The organism is Paenibacillus sp. TSM33 (assembly GCF_056099025.1).
Genome location: NZ_JBLZXB010000010.1, coordinates 638,489 through 654,467, shown reverse-complemented (window position 1 = coordinate 654,467; position 15,979 = coordinate 638,489). Strand labels below are relative to the sequence as shown.

The 15,979-nt window shown below is 44.7% G+C and carries 18 protein-coding genes; 6 read left to right on the top strand and 12 right to left on the bottom strand.

The window, feature by feature from the left end; translation table 11 throughout:
• Positions 1 to 58: 58 nt before the first annotated feature.
• The 8 genes from ACN6NF_RS06875 to ACN6NF_RS06840 form a co-directional block, all read right to left on the bottom strand.
• Positions 59 to 226, bottom strand: coding sequence for a hypothetical protein (locus tag ACN6NF_RS06875; protein ID WP_474316362.1), 168 nt, complete (start codon positions 224 to 226; stop codon positions 59 to 61).
• Positions 227 to 228: 2 nt separating this feature from the next.
• A complete protein-coding gene (locus ACN6NF_RS06870) occupies positions 229 to 390 on the bottom strand; it encodes a hypothetical protein (RefSeq protein WP_474316361.1) in 162 nt (53 codons plus the stop codon).
• A gap of 8 nt (positions 391 to 398) precedes the next feature.
• A complete protein-coding gene (locus ACN6NF_RS06865) occupies positions 399 to 566 on the bottom strand; it encodes a hypothetical protein (RefSeq protein WP_474316359.1) in 168 nt (55 codons plus the stop codon).
• Positions 567 to 590: 24 nt separating this feature from the next.
• Positions 591 to 1,040: a hypothetical protein gene (locus tag ACN6NF_RS06860; protein ID WP_474316356.1), complete on the bottom strand. Its 450-nt coding sequence runs from the start codon at positions 1,038 to 1,040 to the stop codon at positions 591 to 593.
• Between the two features lie 25 nt (positions 1,041 to 1,065).
• A complete protein-coding gene (locus ACN6NF_RS06855; protein ID WP_474316353.1) occupies positions 1,066 to 1,587 on the bottom strand; it encodes a GNAT family N-acetyltransferase in 522 nt (173 codons plus the stop codon).
• Between the two features lie 57 nt (positions 1,588 to 1,644).
• A complete protein-coding gene (locus ACN6NF_RS06850; RefSeq protein ID WP_474316350.1) occupies positions 1,645 to 2,136 on the bottom strand; it encodes an NUDIX domain-containing protein in 492 nt (163 codons plus the stop codon).
• A gap of 88 nt (positions 2,137 to 2,224) precedes the next feature.
• Complete coding sequence (locus tag ACN6NF_RS06845; RefSeq protein ID WP_474316347.1) at positions 2,225 to 2,686, bottom strand: hypothetical protein; 462 nt, start codon at positions 2,684 to 2,686, stop codon at positions 2,225 to 2,227.
• Between the two features lie 11 nt (positions 2,687 to 2,697).
• On the bottom strand, positions 2,698 to 3,126 hold the full coding sequence (locus ACN6NF_RS06840; RefSeq protein WP_474316345.1) for a GNAT family N-acetyltransferase: 429 nt from the start codon (positions 3,124 to 3,126) through the stop codon (positions 2,698 to 2,700).
• Between the two features lie 616 nt (positions 3,127 to 3,742).
• Between ACN6NF_RS06840 and ACN6NF_RS06835 the strand changes: the two genes are divergently transcribed.
• The 3 genes from ACN6NF_RS06835 to ACN6NF_RS06825 all read left to right on the top strand — a co-directional run bounded on the left by ACN6NF_RS06835 (position 3,743) and on the right by ACN6NF_RS06825 (position 5,187).
• Positions 3,743 to 4,318 carry a class I SAM-dependent methyltransferase gene (locus ACN6NF_RS06835; RefSeq protein ID WP_474316343.1) on the top strand — a complete coding sequence of 192 codons (576 nt, stop codon included), beginning with the start codon at positions 3,743 to 3,745 and terminating at the stop codon, positions 4,316 to 4,318.
• Between the two features lie 15 nt (positions 4,319 to 4,333).
• Complete coding sequence (locus tag ACN6NF_RS06830; RefSeq protein WP_474316341.1) at positions 4,334 to 4,939, top strand: DedA family protein; 606 nt, start codon at positions 4,334 to 4,336, stop codon at positions 4,937 to 4,939.
• A 158-nt stretch (positions 4,940 to 5,097) separates the two neighbouring features.
• On the top strand, positions 5,098 to 5,187 hold the full coding sequence (locus tag ACN6NF_RS06825; protein WP_007429455.1) for a putative holin-like toxin: 90 nt from the start codon (positions 5,098 to 5,100) through the stop codon (positions 5,185 to 5,187).
• Between the two features lie 202 nt (positions 5,188 to 5,389).
• On the opposite strand, the gene ACN6NF_RS06820 is transcribed toward ACN6NF_RS06825, so the two are convergent.
• The 3 genes from ACN6NF_RS06820 to recQ form a co-directional block, all read right to left on the bottom strand.
• Positions 5,390 to 6,700: an alkaline phosphatase gene (locus ACN6NF_RS06820; protein ID WP_474316337.1), complete on the bottom strand. Its 1,311-nt coding sequence runs from the start codon at positions 6,698 to 6,700 to the stop codon at positions 5,390 to 5,392.
• Between the two features lie 184 nt (positions 6,701 to 6,884).
• The gene (locus ACN6NF_RS06815; protein WP_474316335.1) at positions 6,885 to 8,741 is read right to left on the bottom strand and encodes a B12-binding domain-containing radical SAM protein; all 1,857 of its coding nucleotides are present in this window, start codon (positions 8,739 to 8,741) and stop codon (positions 6,885 to 6,887) included.
• A gap of 50 nt (positions 8,742 to 8,791) precedes the next feature.
• Complete coding sequence (gene recQ, locus ACN6NF_RS06810) at positions 8,792 to 10,690, bottom strand: DNA helicase RecQ (protein WP_474316333.1); 1,899 nt, start codon at positions 10,688 to 10,690, stop codon at positions 8,792 to 8,794.
• Between the two features lie 223 nt (positions 10,691 to 10,913).
• Here recQ and ACN6NF_RS06805 point away from each other — a divergent pair, with 223 nt between their 5' ends.
• Entirely contained in the window at positions 10,914 to 11,927 is a 1,014-nt protein-coding gene (locus ACN6NF_RS06805) for an RluA family pseudouridine synthase (protein ID WP_474316332.1), read from the top strand.
• A gap of 84 nt (positions 11,928 to 12,011) precedes the next feature.
• On the opposite strand, the gene ACN6NF_RS06800 is transcribed toward ACN6NF_RS06805, so the two are convergent.
• Positions 12,012 to 12,860, bottom strand: coding sequence for a hypothetical protein (locus ACN6NF_RS06800; protein WP_474316329.1), 849 nt, complete (start codon positions 12,858 to 12,860; stop codon positions 12,012 to 12,014).
• 566 nt (positions 12,861 to 13,426) lie between these two features.
• Between ACN6NF_RS06800 and speD the strand changes: the two genes are divergently transcribed.
• Positions 13,427 to 14,233, top strand: coding sequence for an adenosylmethionine decarboxylase (gene speD / locus ACN6NF_RS06795; RefSeq protein ID WP_058711818.1), 807 nt, complete (start codon positions 13,427 to 13,429; stop codon positions 14,231 to 14,233).
• Between the two features lie 250 nt (positions 14,234 to 14,483).
• Complete coding sequence (locus ACN6NF_RS06790) at positions 14,484 to 15,902, top strand: NAD-dependent malic enzyme (RefSeq protein ID WP_474316326.1); 1,419 nt, start codon at positions 14,484 to 14,486, stop codon at positions 15,900 to 15,902.
• Positions 15,903 to 15,979: the final 77 nt, after the last annotated feature.

Here is a 15,979-nt window from a genome sequence, read left to right as displayed (position 1 = left end):
CAGAGGATTTCGTGTCCTTGAAACTACATTTTATACAGTTATCTGGCTATTGCTTTGGTTAATCTTGTGTATCAGGCAAGGATTGCTGCACTATTGCATGCAATGCTTTTTCATTCAGTCCAGTCTGTACAAATTGGAAACGGTGACCTGCCAGTCTCTGAACTCGATCTATGATCTGTCCCAAATGATAAGCCGTATGCTCCACCACATGGTAAACGTCATACATATTTATATCGCCTGTGTTGTCCAATGCTGCAAGAAGAAAGAAAAAGCATCTTCAACTTTATCCATAAGCTGTTCTTTGTTTTGTACTGAAGGCTTGAAACTATCCTCCATCCCTTGCTTGTATGTAATCGTCGGGTCCATGAGTTTGACTGCATTTCTACGCACATGCACCATTATATGATGGACAATTCCTCCAATACTGTTCTGTTCTGTTCCGATTCATCAGCGAACCATAACATGGGTTCATCCAAAAGCTTGATGCATGCCCGCAGCTTAACCAAGTATTGATCGTACATTCTGTGCTTGGAAATGATCTTAAATTCATGCATGGAAGAATTCATATGTTCATTTCCTCCTTTATCTTTTTAGGTGTATTTTTTGAAAAAGTCACTTCCGTGGATCATCCAATATCGTTCAGCAGGAGGGACCACTTCCAAAAAGTTCTGATATTCCCCTTTCCACCCCACCGGGACATAGTGTTCGAAAGAAGCTGGCTCTGGAAATAGGGAGTAGAGAACTTTCTGGTCAAAATCAACATACAAAGCAGGACAGAATTCCAACACTTCATCCTTATGCTGGATTGCATCATCTAGCATTTGGAGCATTGTCGTGAGTTCTCCCGCAGCCACCTTATATTCACAGATGTGTTCCAAAAATGCTCCCGCTGTGGTCTCATCCAAAATAGCGATACCAAACCGTTCCTCCATCTCGGTATTCAAAAACCAATACTCTCTTTCCGTCACATACCAATTCCACTGTCCCTGAAAAATGACACCGACAATGATATTTTGCGCATATTCAGGCCATATTTTCATAAGTTTTTGCGTTCCCCTCCCTCACTTAAAGCTCGATCCAAAACCGGTTTACACGGTTGCCATCTTCCTCTATGTAATCCTTGTCCGGTATTCCGCCGTTTCGCAGAATCGTTTTTTTGGAACTGATATTATCGGAGTCGCATACAACGAGGGCTTTGGAAATACCCAATTCTTTTGCTTTGCCCAATGCCAGACCCAGCATAGTCACAGCGTACCTGTTCCCTCGTGCAGAAGGACGGATACCATAACCGATATGACCGCCTGCATTTAACAGATGCTCATTAAGATCATGACGGATATTCACTGCTCCGACGACCTGGTCATCTGCATCCATCAGCCAGTATGTCGAACTTTTAACCCAGCCCTTAGACAAGCCAATTCCGTTTTTCTGTTGACTTAAAAACGTCAGCATACCTTCAAAATCATACGGTTCTATAGAAATCACCCAAGGCACCATTTGCTCCTGGCTTTTTTTCCATTCCTCATAAAATGAAAGATAAGCATCCTTCCAGCGCCGATCCGGCTCGACCAATCTGACGTTCTGCATCCCACTCTTCGCCCCCTCATTAAGCACGCCATGCATCTGCTAATGGCCTCGTCATCTCTACACACCATAGTTCTTTATCGTTGCTTCCAATGTTTCATCCGTCTCCGCCAGCCACACGGAACTAACCTCAAAGGTTCCCGGCTCGAAAAACAATGGGAATCTCCGCTTAAACCAATCCTGCATCGGCAAATTTAGTGCTTCCTTCATATCTACCCACAGCAGCTCTCCCTCAGGGGGATTTTTTAATAGTTCACCTTCCGTTGCTGTAGCCAGATAATTAAAGACCATGTATCTCAGTCCTTGACTTGGATCACAATATTCGTCGATTCCTTTAAATACAATTTCCGTAACCGTTAAGCCTGTTTCCTCTTTTACTTCGCGAATGGCTCCATTCACAATGCTCTCTGGGAACTCTACTTTTCCTCCTGGAGCAATATAACCCGGAAACCCCTTTCGATTGGGTCTGTTCATAAGCAATACCTTGTTTCCATCTTGAATCATGCACATGGTATATATTTTGTGTGTCACTTCTGTACTCAATCCGGTCATACCTTTCTTTATTCACATGCTCTATGATCTAGCTTTTAACTTTCTCACCGACATATCTTGGTTGAATATGGTATTCACCATAGAACGATTACAGTCCCTCGTCAAACAACTGTAGACCTATGATTTCAAAGGCGACACCGTCACCCGCTTTAACGTGGATATCACCATTCAATTCGTCAGAATCCAAAACAAACGTAGCCTCTCCTACAACAATCTCCAGGCAGTCTATCCCGCCTGCTTCGCCTTGCATCACTTGTTGTATCATCCCTTGAATCCAATAGTCACCTAGCTTTGGTTGAGGTCGAACAATGCCTGTCTTTTCTGTAGGCCTCAGTCTTCTGAACCCTTCTATACTGGATGAAGAAGTCTCGACCGAAATGACACAGCCGGGAATTAACTTTTCCAAGCTTTGTTCATACGGAACAACATACGCATATCCCGAGGTCAGTTCATGCCGAAAATATGTCCAGTAGCCGTATATCTTTTCCTCGCCAATATTACGAATGATAATCTTTTCATCTTGATTTACTTCCTTGATCTGTACGCGCATTTATGAAGTCCTCAGTAGATATTTTTCTTATAATAATAATGTTTAAAGCCTCTAGGAGCCTCATCAATGACACCGACTACTTCATACCCCTGCTTTTCATAAAATTCAGGTGCTTGAAAAGAAAAGGTATTCAGTTGTATCAAAGTACATCCTTTATCTCTAGCGATTTGTTCAATTTCACTAAGTAATTGCGAACCGTAGCCCTTTCCTCTATGGCCCTGATCTACCCACAAAATATCAACCTCCACCCAGTTCCAACAAAGTACACTTAGAAGACCGCCGATTACCTGACCGACTTCATTTTTGAGCGTAAGATTAATTTCTTCGTAATGGGTTCGAATATCTGCAGGAACGTGTTTCGCATTAAATTCAATCAACTTATTTCTGACTAAACGCGCTTCATCCCTAGTACTTCGACTCCATTGAGGTTCCAACGTCATGTCTTAAATCCTCCAATTTAGAATGTATACTAACACTTACTGATACAATCTATAAAATATTAAAGTTAAGAACCTTTCATCTTGCCACTGTTATTTATTGTAATACTTTTTTATGTTTAGTCACATGATTCATTTTGAACTAAATTAAAACGGGAAAAGCAGGCTCCCTATGTAACAGAGAGCCTGCTTTCTTTTCTATCCAACGTCTGGCTTACAGGAGAAGAGAGAGGATGACTAAATAGAAATATCCTGTGATTTTCCAACCCCAGTAATATCACTGCCATTCGAGCTGCTGGTACGAGTCATTTCCATATTGCTTGGAGCGGACTTTTCCAATTTTGGTGTTGACGTGCTGCTGGATTGAGCACCTTGCTGTGCAATCTGGGCTTCAATTTATTTAATTTGCTGCTGAAGCTGCTTCATTTTAGCTGAATAATACAGACTGACCCATACCCTACTCCTTTTCTTTTTTCCTAGACTATAGTCAAGGAAAGTCCCCTCCGCAAGACGGGGAACTGAGCCCTACTCCAGACAGGAGCAAGTAAAGGGATAATTTGTTACTCTTAGCAGAGAATAAATGAACGTATATTGAAAATTAAAGGTAGGGGAAAGGTGTATGATCCGTATTAGTCATTTGGTTCACGAGAGACTTATGTTCCTGTTCAAATTTTTGTACTCGCCTGCATATGTGGGTAGCATAACACCCAGTTCCAGATTTTTAGCTAAAAATATGATAGAATCCATTCCATGGAGTGAAGTTCATGCCGTGGCTGAGCTCGGGGCTGGAACAGGCGCAATTACCCAATACATCCCGTCTACGAAAAAAATTCAACCCAAGGTTTTGCTTTTTGAGAAGGACCCGACTATGCAGCAAAGTTTAAAAAGAAGATTCCCGAATTATTTGTGCTATTCCGACTCTCGTGAGCTTCAGCTTGCTATGCAAAATGCCCAAATTGAACAGCTTGACTGTATAATTAGCGGGCTGCCATTCTTCAACTTTCCACAAGCAATGCGAGATCAAATCGTGGAACAAATTCATCTATCACTCAGGGATGGAGGAATGTTTGTCGCCTTTCAATACTCTAAACAGATGAAGCAGCAGTTAGGTGAATGGTTTGATATTGAAGAAATCAAGTTTGTACCTATGAACGTTCCACCCGCATTCGTCTATGTATGTCGAAAGAAAGCTTAAGAAAGGAGTATGGGGATGGATGTTGAATATTTAATTTCCATTATCGAACAATATGGCTATGCAGCATTATTCTTCTCTCTATGGCTCGGAATTGTGGGACTGCCCATTCCAGACGAGGTTATAGTGATGACTGGCGGGGCAGTAACAAGCATGGGGATACTTCATCCGTTACCTGCTTTTTTAATTGTATATCTCGGGGTTGTATCAGGCCTATCCTTAGGTTATGTGTTGGGGAGAAGCTTGGGTACACCCATTTTGGATCGTTTGCGCCGAAAGAAAAAAATGGACAAGTATATTACATTTTCAGAAAATTTAGTACATAAGTATGGAAACTTCACGATATGCATCAGCTACTTGTTGCCGATCGTTCGCCACATTGTCCCTTATATTGTGGGGATCAATAAAATGAGTTTTAGGCGCTATGCCCTCTTTTCTTATTCAACGGGCTTGATTTGGACACTGATCTTCTTTTTGCTCGGACGTCTCTTTGGCGATCATGTACAAGCAGCAGGAGAATTGATTCATCGTTATGGCTTGCAGGTGGCATTGCTTCTCATTATGCTGACAATTATATTTTTTATAATGAAATTTGTGTGGGGGAAGAAAACAACGGAGGATTAAAGGTTGAGTATATTCGGCATGTTCATAATACAAAAAAACGCCTAGAAACAGGTGTTTTCATTTTCGCCCTTTTTAGCAATACTATCCATATGATATACTATAAACTAACAACAGAATGGCTTAGATGGGCGGTCGGCTAATCTCCTGCAAAGGAGGTGATGCCTGTGGAGGTTAAAGATACGCTGATGTTGATGATTCAATTTGCAACGTTGGTGATCTTGATTATTTCCTTCAACAAAAAGAAATAGACCGCCCTCTGGAAAAGGTTAGCGGTCTATTCCTACTAATCCAACCCTACAGCCACCGTCCTTATAAGCGGCTGTTGTAAAAGAGTGAGGATGTTAGAGCATCCTCACTCTTTTTTAGTATATACTTATTGGCTATAGTTTATCACAAGAAAAACCATATTGCCAATATGGAAAACCTCTTACGGGCAGCTTCAACCCTGGGCTATTTTTTTAATTGAAGTAGCTTAACCAGCTTGTCATGAATGGCTGTATTCGGGTAATTCCCGCTAAATTGGGAGGAACCCGGACCCATTGCAGTTAGCGCTACATCAACGGATGTATGCCCTCCGGTGGTCCAGTCGATATAAAACTTCTCATCAGAGCCTTTTACGGTAAAAGGACCGTCTTCTTTGGAAACACCTTCACCGGATTCATCCTCTGCATCTTCGCCTTCAATGGCCAAACCGCCTGTCTCATGGTCTGCCGTCACTAACACCAAAGTATCTGGATGCGCTTTGGCATAGTCTTTAGCTACTTTAACAGCCTTATCCAGCTGCTGCCCAGCTTTAATGGTTAATTCACCTTCATTGTCATGCGCCATCTCATCCGTTCCTTCTTCCTCTACCATCAGGAAAAAGCCTTTTTTGTTTTTGGATAGAACATCAAGCGCTTTGGCTGTCATATCCGGCAAAGAAACCGTTGGGTTGTAAGAATTGCCTAGTTTGTTGTGAGCTTGAAACATTTCTTCATTGGCGAACAGCCCTAGCAGTTTAGATCCTTTGGCTGCTTTCATTCCGGCCTGATCTGTCACATAGCTATAGCCCAACTTCTTCGCTTGCTCCACCAAATTTCCTTGCGTCCCCTTACTAGCTTCCTCAGGATCTTCTGCCGGTGCATCTGGATGCTTGCCTGCTGTTCCTGCAGGGTACCAGAAATCCTCACCCCCGCCCAGAATCACATCCAGCTTGCTTTTCTCAATATACTGCTTGGCAATCTCGCTTTGAGCAGAACGCTTCTCGACATGCGCACCAAAGGCAGCGCCCGTCGCGTCTGTCACTTGGCTTGTCGTCACTACTCCTGTAGACATGCCTGCTTTTTTAGCCAGCTCCATAATGGTTGTCACTGGTTTTTTATTCAAATCCATTCCGATCGCGCCGTTATACGTTTTCACACCTGTTGCAATGGCAGTCGCAGCGGCGGCAGAATCTGTAACCAGGTTGTCCCCTGAACTCGTGCTAACCAGGCCTGTTACAGGCATCTTGTCCATTTCAAGCAATCCCGATTTTCCAACCGTTGCTAAGCGAATCGCGTTGCGACTGGCTTCTCCCATACCATCACCGATAAAAAGAATGACGTTTTTAGGGGCATCCGCTTTAACTGATGTAGCCTTCTGTGCCTTGGACTCTGCGACAGTGGACTTCGTAGGAGTCGCGGCTGCAAAAGCTTTAGGGATATCAGCAGATAATAAGGGTACAGTCAAAACAGTCACAGCACTTAACGCAAGGATACTCTTTTTCATGGAACGCTTTTTCACAAGGTCACACTCCAATAAATTTAATATTCATATATGATAAATTCATCATATATTGGTTTTGTAAAAAATCGTAAAGCACTAGGTTTCCTGAATGTAAAAAATTGAAGGGGGCATCTATATTTTATAAAAAAAAGAAGACATCGACTCCTGGTATTCCAAGAGTTGATGTCTTGTGGTGTTTATATTATATCGCGGCGATATTTTTGCCAATCGGCATGGTGTAGTAGAGCGGTTTTTGCTGTCCATTTTGCTGATAGACTACAAGCAGCAGTGTGCGGCCTTCGGCTGTTAATGGGCTACCACCACTCAGGATATGATCCAGACTGAACGGTAGCACATCCAGCACAGCGTGCTTTTGCAGTTCCTTTTCACCCAGTTTCAAGGAAGCAAAGGCTGGGATCATCTCGCGGTATGGCTGCGGCTGTTGACTAGCCATATCCGTCTCACCAGCACTCTCCTTGCTCACATCTAGCGCTGCAGGGGACAGCAGCTCATCCGGGTGCTGTAGGATCATTTTCATATAGCTAGACCAATCATCCTTCTCCAAGGTATGCTCCCACCAGATTTTGCGTGGCTTATATTTATGGTTTAGGAAATAATCAAGCTTCATCAGCCCAAGCACCATATCCATGCGCTTGGTTCCCCGCGATTCCAAAAAAGATTGGAGACGCGTAAACAAGTCTTCGAGCTGATGTCCGATTTTTTGCCAGCCCTGTCCTTCCCAGTAGTCTCCGAATTCCTGAAAGAAATCAAAGGCGGACGAGAATTCACGCTCAATCAGGTAGTTCACCGTATGGTCCATACGATGAGAGTTCCAGTATTTTTCCAATACATCTTCCAAGCGTTTGAGCCGTACAATGTCGGCAAAGGAAAGGACGTCATTGCTCAACATTTCATACGGCGCAACATCCATATACGTATAGTTATACTTATCGGCATCAATGCGCAGACCTGTACCACGCAGCATTTTGAGGAAGCCAAGCTGAAGCTCTTCCGGTCCAAGCGCAAAAACGTCATTAAACGTTTTACGGAATGTGTTGTAGTCCTCCAACGGCAATCCGGCGATCAGATCCAGATGCTGGTCGATTTTCCCGCTTTGCTTGACCTTTGTAACGGTGCGGGAAAGCTTGGTAAAGTTCTGGCGGCGCTTAACCAGTTCATTGGTGGGGTCATTCGTTGATTGGACACCAATCTCAAAGCGAAATACACCCGGTGGCGCATTCTCCGCCAAATAATCCAACACCTCGGGACGCATAATATCTGCCGTAATCTCAAACTGGAAGACACAGCCACGGTGATTTTCAATCAAAAACTTGAACATTTCCAGCGCATAATCGCGTTTAATATTAAAGGTTCGATCCACAAATTTAATCAATTTGGCCCCGTTGTCTATCAGGTACAGAATATCCGACTTGGTGCGCTCAATATCGTAATAACGCACCCCGACCTCAATGCTGGACAGACAAAATTGGCAACTGAACGGACAGCCCCGGCTCGTTTCAAAATAGACAACCCGTTTCCCGAGTTCCGGGATATCTTCTGCAAAACGATATGGCGACGGCAGCTCGTTCAAATCCGCTTTAGGGCGACCCGGCATGATAATGACCTCTTCTCCCTTACGGTAAGCCAGTCCATATACAAAATGAAACTTGCGATCCCCTTCCAGCTCCTGCAGCAGTTGATGGAAGGTTTCCTCTCCCTCACCAACAACGATAAAATCGACATTCGCCAAGCGCTTCATCCAGTGCTCTGTATCGTAAGATACCTCCGGGCCACCCAAGACAATTTTGACTTCGGGCATAATCTTTTTCAACACATCAATAACTTTAATCGTCTCTTCAATGTTCCAAATATAACAAGAAAAACCGATGACATCTGCCCCTCGTTGAAACAGATCGGATACGATGTTCATCACCGGGTCCTTAATTGTATACTCCGCCAGCTCGATATCAAAATCCTTTTCACTGTAGGCTTTGAGGCATCGGATGGCCAATGAGGTATGAATATATTTAGCGTTTAACGTTGATAAAATGACTTTCATAGGTCACAACCTTCTATAAGTTTGCATGGACTCTTATATCCTTAGTTTAGCTATTCAAAATCCTCGTACACATCGTCTGCAAAAATGTCATCCTCGCTTACCATGCCTCCGGTATTCCCCTGATTTTGAAAGAAATCAAGAAACGGCTTGCCATACTTGCGGAACTTCACTTCACCAACACCCTTGATCCGCAGCATGTCTGCCTCGGATTGTGGATTCGCTACGCTCATCTCTCGCAGCGTGGCATCATTGAAGATGATATAAGACGGTACATGCTCCTGAGCGGCCAGATCGCGGCGGATCAGGCGCAATTGCTCGAACACGGTTTCGTTGACCGCGGCAGGATAGGTGTCGCGTCCCTTTCGTCCGCGTGACCCCGCTCCACCAGCAAAAGCAGTGGCATGCCGTACCACACGCTGCATGACTTTCCGCTGACCTCTCAGCACTTCAGCAGCAAGCTGTTGCAAGCGTACGACCGGATATTGTCCTTCGGACAGCATCAGATAGCCTTCCGACACAAGAACATTGATAATTTCAGCAATTTCTTTTTCTGTGCGGTTGCCCATCACACCGTAGGTTGGCAGGCTGTCAAAACCATACTGCAGCACTTTTTTGTTGCGCGAGCCCTTCAACACCGAGGCCACCATCGAAACCCCATACCGTTCCCGCATTCGATGAATACACGAAAAAATCTTTTGCGCATCTATGGTCATATCCACCAGTTCCCGCTCATCTGTGCACGAACTGCATATGCCGCAGGCTTCATGCTCCTCCGCTTCTCCAAAGTACTCTAGCTGTGCCGAACGCAGGCAGCGAGTCGTGTAGCAATAATCAACCATCTGCTGGAGCTTACGGTAGTCGTTGCGCTTACGGTCTTCATCCTGAGGGTTTTGCTCAATCAGGAACTTCTGGGTCACTATATCTTGCGGTCCGAACAGCAAAATACATTGACTCGGGTCGCCATCACGTCCTGCGCGTCCTGCCTCTTGTACGTACGCCTCCATATTTTTAGGCATATTGTAATGAATGACATAGCGTACGTTTGATTTATCTATGCCCATACCGAAGGCATTGGTTGCGACAATGACACGGATATCGTCGTACAGAAACCCTTCCTGGCTATCTGCACGTTCCTGATCTGTCATTCCTGCATGATAACGTCCGGCTGCCATGCCAGCGTCGCGCAGGCGTTGATATAAATCATCCACGTCCTTACGTGTCGCTGCATAAATAATGCCCGATTCACCCTCATGTTCACGGGCATAATTCAGTAAAAAGCTGCGTTTGTCCTCCCCACGCAGCACACTGAACGCCAAGTTCGTCCTTCCAAGACCTGTAACGAACGTTTCCGGTGAGCGCAGACGAAGCAGGCGTACGATGTCATCCATAACCTGCGGTGTAGCCGTTGCTGTAAACGCAGCTACGATTGGACGTTCATACAGCCCGTCCACGAATGGAGCCACAGCCAGATAGCTGGTACGAAAATCATGACCCCACTGGGATACGCAGTGAGCCTCATCTACCGCAACGCAGGAAATCGGTAACTGAGCCATCTCATCACGGAACCAGTCCAGTTCTAATCGTTCAGGGGCGACATACAGCAACTTCAAATCTCCGTTCCGTGCGGCGCGTATGCGGTCATTGACTTCTCGACCGCTCAACGTGCTATTAATGTAGGCAGCTGCAATCCCCATCGTGGTCAGCGCATCCACCTGGTCTTTCATTAACGAGATCAGTGGTGACACAACAATGGTCAGCCCCTCATGCAACAACGCGGGAATCTGGTAGCATATCGATTTTCCGCCACCTGTCGGCATGATGCCTAGTGTATCGTTGCCTTCCAGCATACTAGCCACAATTTTCTTTTGTCCCTCCCGGAAATCGGGATAGCCATAAAATTTTTGCAGCAAGTCCTGCGCCCGTTCCAATGTTGGTGCTTGTACACTCATAGTTTCAAAACTCCTCATATTTCTAGCGTCCTCGACGCCTATCGGCTTTTCTTTCGTTACCTTTAGTTTACCGGGGTTAAGGGTAATGTTCAACCGCTGGAAGTGTGTCCATCGGGTTTTAGTCTCTTATGGCATTCGCAGTTTTCTCATGATATAGTGAACACGGTGCCGCAAATGGTCCACAACTATGAAGAGATACGGCTCCAAGAAGGAGAAAGAACCCATGAATAATCGGAAACCTCAAAGGAAAAATCATACAAAACCAACTTCAAACACAAGCCATTCCAGACGCAACCACAAACCCGCCGGAAAATCCGGCTCCTATAGACCGGAAGCTCCACGGAGAACCCATACTTCGGATAAAGCCCCTGCCAAAACATACATCGTTCAGGAGCCTGCTGAGCTATTGAGCTTTTTAGTTGAGCATGTGACTGGCATGGGTCGTAATTCCATTAAATCGGCATTGGCTCGTGGACAAGTTTCCGTCAACGGTATTCCTCGTACTGTGCATAATTTCCCGCTGGAGCAAGGACAAACTGTCGCACTCTCCAAGGAAAAGGTAGCTCCTGTGGTGCCGCTAACCGGGCTGCGTATTTTGCATGAGGACGAAGCTATTATCGTGATCCATAAAGATGCCGGGCTACTTTCTGTCGCTTCTGCGCAGGAACAGGAAGTCACAGCCTATCGCCAGCTTACAGCCCACGTACGACGCGAGCATCCGTACAACCGTATTTTTGTACTGCATCGTTTGGATCGGGATACATCAGGAGTGATGATGTTTGCGAAAAGCGAAGCCATACAGCAGGAAATGCAACAAGCGTGGAAGGAAGTTGTGTATGAACGAACATACATTGCTCTCGTAGAAGGACAGGTTAAAAAAGACGCGGGCACAATCACCTCATGGCTGAAAGAAAGCAAGACGCTGAAAATGTACTCCAGTCCTTATCCGAATGATGGACAGCATGCAGTCACTCATTACAAGCGACTTCAGGCCAATCGTCATTTTACTTTGCTGGAAGTACGTTTGGAGACCGGACGCAAAAATCAAATCCGCGTGCATATGGAGGATATCGGTCATCCGATTGTTGGAGATAAAAAATACGGTTCCAAAAGCAAGTCGATCGGCCGCCTTGGTCTGCATGCACAGGTATTGTCGTTTATTCATCCCGTCACTGGAGTATTGCTGCGTTTTGAATCCGACATTCCTAAATCCTTTTTGAATCCGTTTTGGGAGTAGACTGAAGTAAAACACGCGAGGAAGAGTGTCAAAATACAAGAAGAAATTAGGGGGTGTCCTAAGACAATCCCCTTTTTTTATGAGTTAAGCGGTATACCTCCGAACACCATCAGCCATTTTCATTAACTCATCCCATATATAGATAGGCGTATGGCACACCGGACATTCTACCCAACCGTTTAAGTAGGGTAACTGGGCAAGAAGCAATTTCTCATCTATTTTTTGAGCATATTCGTGCAACCACTGTATATTTGCATCTCTATGATCCAATGAACGGGAGCGGATCGGATAGGAAATTAGATTGCTTGAATTTACAGGGTCTTTATCATAGACAACGAGAATCTCACTCCGTTCATCAGGCCAAATATAGAGCGGGGTACCGCAATGAGGACAATCCAGCATATATTCGTCACCTGTATCAAAGGTTTGCAGCATATAGGCTACGCAATGATACCCCTCAAAGGCAGCCGCCGCTGCGAGAACATATCGCTTGCCGACGTCTCCTTCGTGATCTTTCGCATAGAGCACCATTTCTTCCGTCAATTCTGCAAGGCGAACGATGGCACTTTGATATTGCACGTAAATATATTCTGCTAGGTTAGAATCCACTTCCACCTGATCCCTTGCAAATTCTAATGGAATTTTGGTATGTAAGGGATTATTATTCTTCGCTTCAAATATTCCGCAAATGGTATATATATCTGCCCGAATTCCTATATCAGAACTTTTTAGCGCAATGTCTACTAGGTAAGGTACAGCCGCAAATGTACAAGTATACAACGTATTTTGGTGATATAGTTCCTCCCAATACAAGGTGTCAGCTATTTCGCCATCATATCCGGCTTGGAGCTGTTTTAACATTTCTGGGACGTATTGAGAAGAGCCGTAGGGGCCTTGGAGCAGGGTCCAGACCGGATCGGACAAAGCCAGCATCTTGATACTCCTTCCACCGTTTTCTTACAGTAACATGAGATAGGTTTATAAAATGAGTTTGCTATCAAAAATTCATTTAACATCTCAATTCTTAGCTTGTTACGTTTATTTCATTATACGCATGTCAGTAGCTGAAGTTGCTTTTCTCGTTTTACGCAATGTACAAAGTCACTATTTTTGAGGGTCTATAATCATATTCGGTTAAGATTTGGGCATTATGAAGATAAGATACATTAAATTCAGGAATTACGAACCTAAATCTTCTGTTACATTACGAATCCACTGTCAATTTCGTTCCTTTCCTGTATACATAGTCCACATTATAAGCTCTGTTACTTAAAAATTGCTGAGTAAGAAATAAAGTATATTAACGTTTAATTCCCATACATGTAAAATCGAGAGGATCTCAAGTGAATCTGCCTGTTTTTAATGATGCCAAACGGGTAAGACATACTTGTTCAAGTCTTTATTTTATCCGCTACAAAGCTGATTTTATGATTCGGTATATGAAAAGGCGTATTGGGAATATTACGTATGAATACTGCGACTATAAGGGGAAATAGCTTATGACCATAACACCGGAACAGCGGATTACCCTGCACGGATTTAACAATTTGACCAAATCATTGAGCTTTAATATGTACGATATTTGTTACACCAAAACCAAAGAAGAACGCGAGGCCTATATTGAATATATTGATGAACAATATAACTCGGATCGACTGACAGCTATTTTAAAAAATGTATCCGATATTATCGGCGCCCATGTACTTAATGTTGCTCAGCAGGATTATGTCCCTCAAGGAGCGAGCGTGACCGTGCTTATATCAGAAGGGCCGATTGTGGAGGTACCGAATGAATCGTATGCAGAATCACCAGGTCCCCTACCTGAATCTGTCGTGATACAGCTGGATAAAAGTCATATTACGGTGCACACCTACCCTGAATATCACCCAGACGAGGGGATCAGCACGTTTCGTGCAGATATTGATGTTTCTACCTGTGGGGAAATCTCCCCACTCAAGGCACTTCACTATTTGACTCATTCTTTTGACACTGACATTATGACGATTGATTACCGGGTACGCGGCTTTACACGTGATACGAATGGTCATAAGCTTTTTATCGACCATGACATTGCCTCGATTCAAAACTATATTCCCGATGAAGTGCGCAATCAGTATGACATGATCGACGTAAACGTGTATCAGGAAAATATTTTTCATACCAAATGCAAGCTAAAACAATTTGATCTGGACAACTATCTGTTCGGCTACACAAAGGAAAGTCTGAGTGAAAAAGAACAACAAAATATATCAACACGACTCAAAATCGAAATGGACGAAATTTACTACGGCAAAAATATGACGTAAACCAAAAATGGATCATTTCATTGAACAAAGGACGATTGCTTGGGCTGAAATTCAGCCGGGCTTTCGTCCTTTTTGGATACAAAATCATAGATATTACTCAGCTTGATCTGTACAAGTGGAAGAATGTTCACTATGATAGGGGAAGAAACCACTAATTTAAACTATCAGCCAGATTTTAGGTTCGCTCCCCATTGTAAGCGCAATCAATTGATCTCACTATTTTGTTATGAAAGACAAAGGAGGAATTTGTATGCAAGGCGGTATTGGCGGTAAAAATATTATTTTACGACTGGAAATTTCCACCGAGCACATCCAGTTTGGTCAATTGATTACGTTGGTAAATGAACATGGCGGAGATGTCATTGCCATTGACGTTATCCGCACCTCTGAGAAGGCCACTGTGAGAGATATTACAGTCACCATTGCTGATCCAGCAGAAATCGACCGAATGATCGCCCGGATTAAAAAAGCTCAAGGTGTAAAGGTGCTGTCCATCTCTGATCGCACCTTCCTCTTACATCTCGGGGGCAAGATTGAAATGCAGCCCAAGGTCCCAATTCAAAACCGCGACGACTTATCCCGGGTATACACTCCTGATGTGGCGCGCGTATGCATGGCAATTCATGAGGAGCAGGACAAGGCTTTCCGATTAACAATCAAGCGCAACACTGTCGCTGTCGTCTCTGACGGAAGCGCTGTTCTCGGACTCGGCAACATCGGCCCGTATGCAGCCATGCCGGTTATGGAAGGCAAAGCCATGCTGTTCAAGCAGCTTGGGTCCGTAGATGCCTTCCCGATCTGCCTGGATACGCAGGACACCGAAGAAATCATTAAGGCCATTAAGCAACTGGCGCCAGCCTTTGGCGGTATTAATCTGGAGGACATTTCATCGCCACGATGCTTTGAAATTGAACAGCGGTTACGTGACGAGCTGGACATCCCTGTTTTTCATGACGATCAGCATGGCACAGCCGTCGTTTTGTATGCAGGGCTGATTAATGCGCTCAAGGTTGTCGGCAAGGCCCTGTCTGACGTTAAAATTGTTGTCTGCGGTATCGGGGCTGCAGGGGTCGCCTGTACCAAAATTTTGCTATCTGCGGGGGCAGTCAACATCATTGGTGTAGACCGTCACGGTGCGCTTACCGCTGATGAAACCTATGAGCATCCGATGTGGAACTGGTATGCGCAGCATACCAACCCGGAGCGACTGTCCGGCACGCTATCTGAGGTTCTGAAGGACGCGGACGTATTTATCGGTCTGTCGGCAGGTGGAATATTGAAACGAGAAGACGTAAAACGTATGAAGGAAGCTCCTGTCCTGTTCACCATGGCTAACCCGGTTCCCGAAATTAACCCAGAGGATGTCGAGGACATTGCAGGGGTCATCGCCACCGGACGTTCAGACTATCCTAACCAGATTAACAACGTACTTTGCTTCCCTGGCATATTCCGAGCAGCACTGGATTGCCGCGCCCGTGAAATTAACGAAGAGATGAAGCTGGCGGCCGCAGAAGCCATTGCCAGCACAATCCGTCCCGATGAATTGAACAAACTATATATTATCCCGGGTGTATTTAACGAAGGCGCCGTACAACAGGTGCGCAAAAAGGTGATTCAAGCCGCGATTGCAAGCGGTACGGCCAGAAGAGTACCTAGAGATTTCAGATAAAAGAAAAGGATTGCTCCCGTAAAGCGGGTGCAATCCTTTTGTATAGAAGGCTAGGTCTGTATTTTGATACCCTTCAT

Bases quoted from the DNA above. Each gene is read 5' to 3' on its own strand.
- ACN6NF_RS06865 (WP_474316359.1), bottom strand. From the start codon at position 566: ATGAATTCTTCCATGCATGAATTTAAGATCATTTCCAAGCACAGAATG.
- recQ (WP_474316333.1), bottom strand. From the start codon at position 10,690: ATGAGTGTACAAGCACCAACATTGGAACGGGCGCAGGACTTGCTGCAA.
- ACN6NF_RS06830 (WP_474316341.1), top strand. From the start codon at position 4,334: ATGGATGTTGAATATTTAATTTCCATTATCGAACAATATGGCTATGCA.
- ACN6NF_RS06850 (WP_474316350.1), bottom strand. From the start codon at position 2,136: ATGACCGGATTGAGTACAGAAGTGACACACAAAATATATACCATGTGC.
- ACN6NF_RS06835 (WP_474316343.1), top strand. From the start codon at position 3,743: ATGATCCGTATTAGTCATTTGGTTCACGAGAGACTTATGTTCCTGTTC.
- ACN6NF_RS06800 (WP_474316329.1), bottom strand. From the start codon at position 12,860: ATGCTGGCTTTGTCCGATCCGGTCTGGACCCTGCTCCAAGGCCCCTAC.
- ACN6NF_RS06860 (WP_474316356.1), bottom strand. From the start codon at position 1,040: ATGAAAATATGGCCTGAATATGCGCAAAATATCATTGTCGGTGTCATT.
- ACN6NF_RS06840 (WP_474316345.1), bottom strand. From the start codon at position 3,126: ATGACGTTGGAACCTCAATGGAGTCGAAGTACTAGGGATGAAGCGCGT.
- ACN6NF_RS06790 (WP_474316326.1), top strand. From the start codon at position 14,484: ATGCAAGGCGGTATTGGCGGTAAAAATATTATTTTACGACTGGAAATT.
- ACN6NF_RS06825 (WP_007429455.1), top strand. From the start codon at position 5,098: ATGCCTGTGGAGGTTAAAGATACGCTGATGTTGATGATTCAATTTGCA.
- ACN6NF_RS06805 (WP_474316332.1), top strand. From the start codon at position 10,914: ATGAATAATCGGAAACCTCAAAGGAAAAATCATACAAAACCAACTTCA.
- ACN6NF_RS06855 (WP_474316353.1), bottom strand. From the start codon at position 1,587: ATGCAGAACGTCAGATTGGTCGAGCCGGATCGGCGCTGGAAGGATGCT.
- speD (WP_058711818.1), top strand. From the start codon at position 13,427: ATGACCATAACACCGGAACAGCGGATTACCCTGCACGGATTTAACAAT.
- ACN6NF_RS06875 (WP_474316362.1), bottom strand. From the start codon at position 226: ATGTATGACGTTTACCATGTGGTGGAGCATACGGCTTATCATTTGGGA.
- ACN6NF_RS06845 (WP_474316347.1), bottom strand. From the start codon at position 2,686: ATGCGCGTACAGATCAAGGAAGTAAATCAAGATGAAAAGATTATCATT.
- ACN6NF_RS06815 (WP_474316335.1), bottom strand. From the start codon at position 8,741: ATGAAAGTCATTTTATCAACGTTAAACGCTAAATATATTCATACCTCA.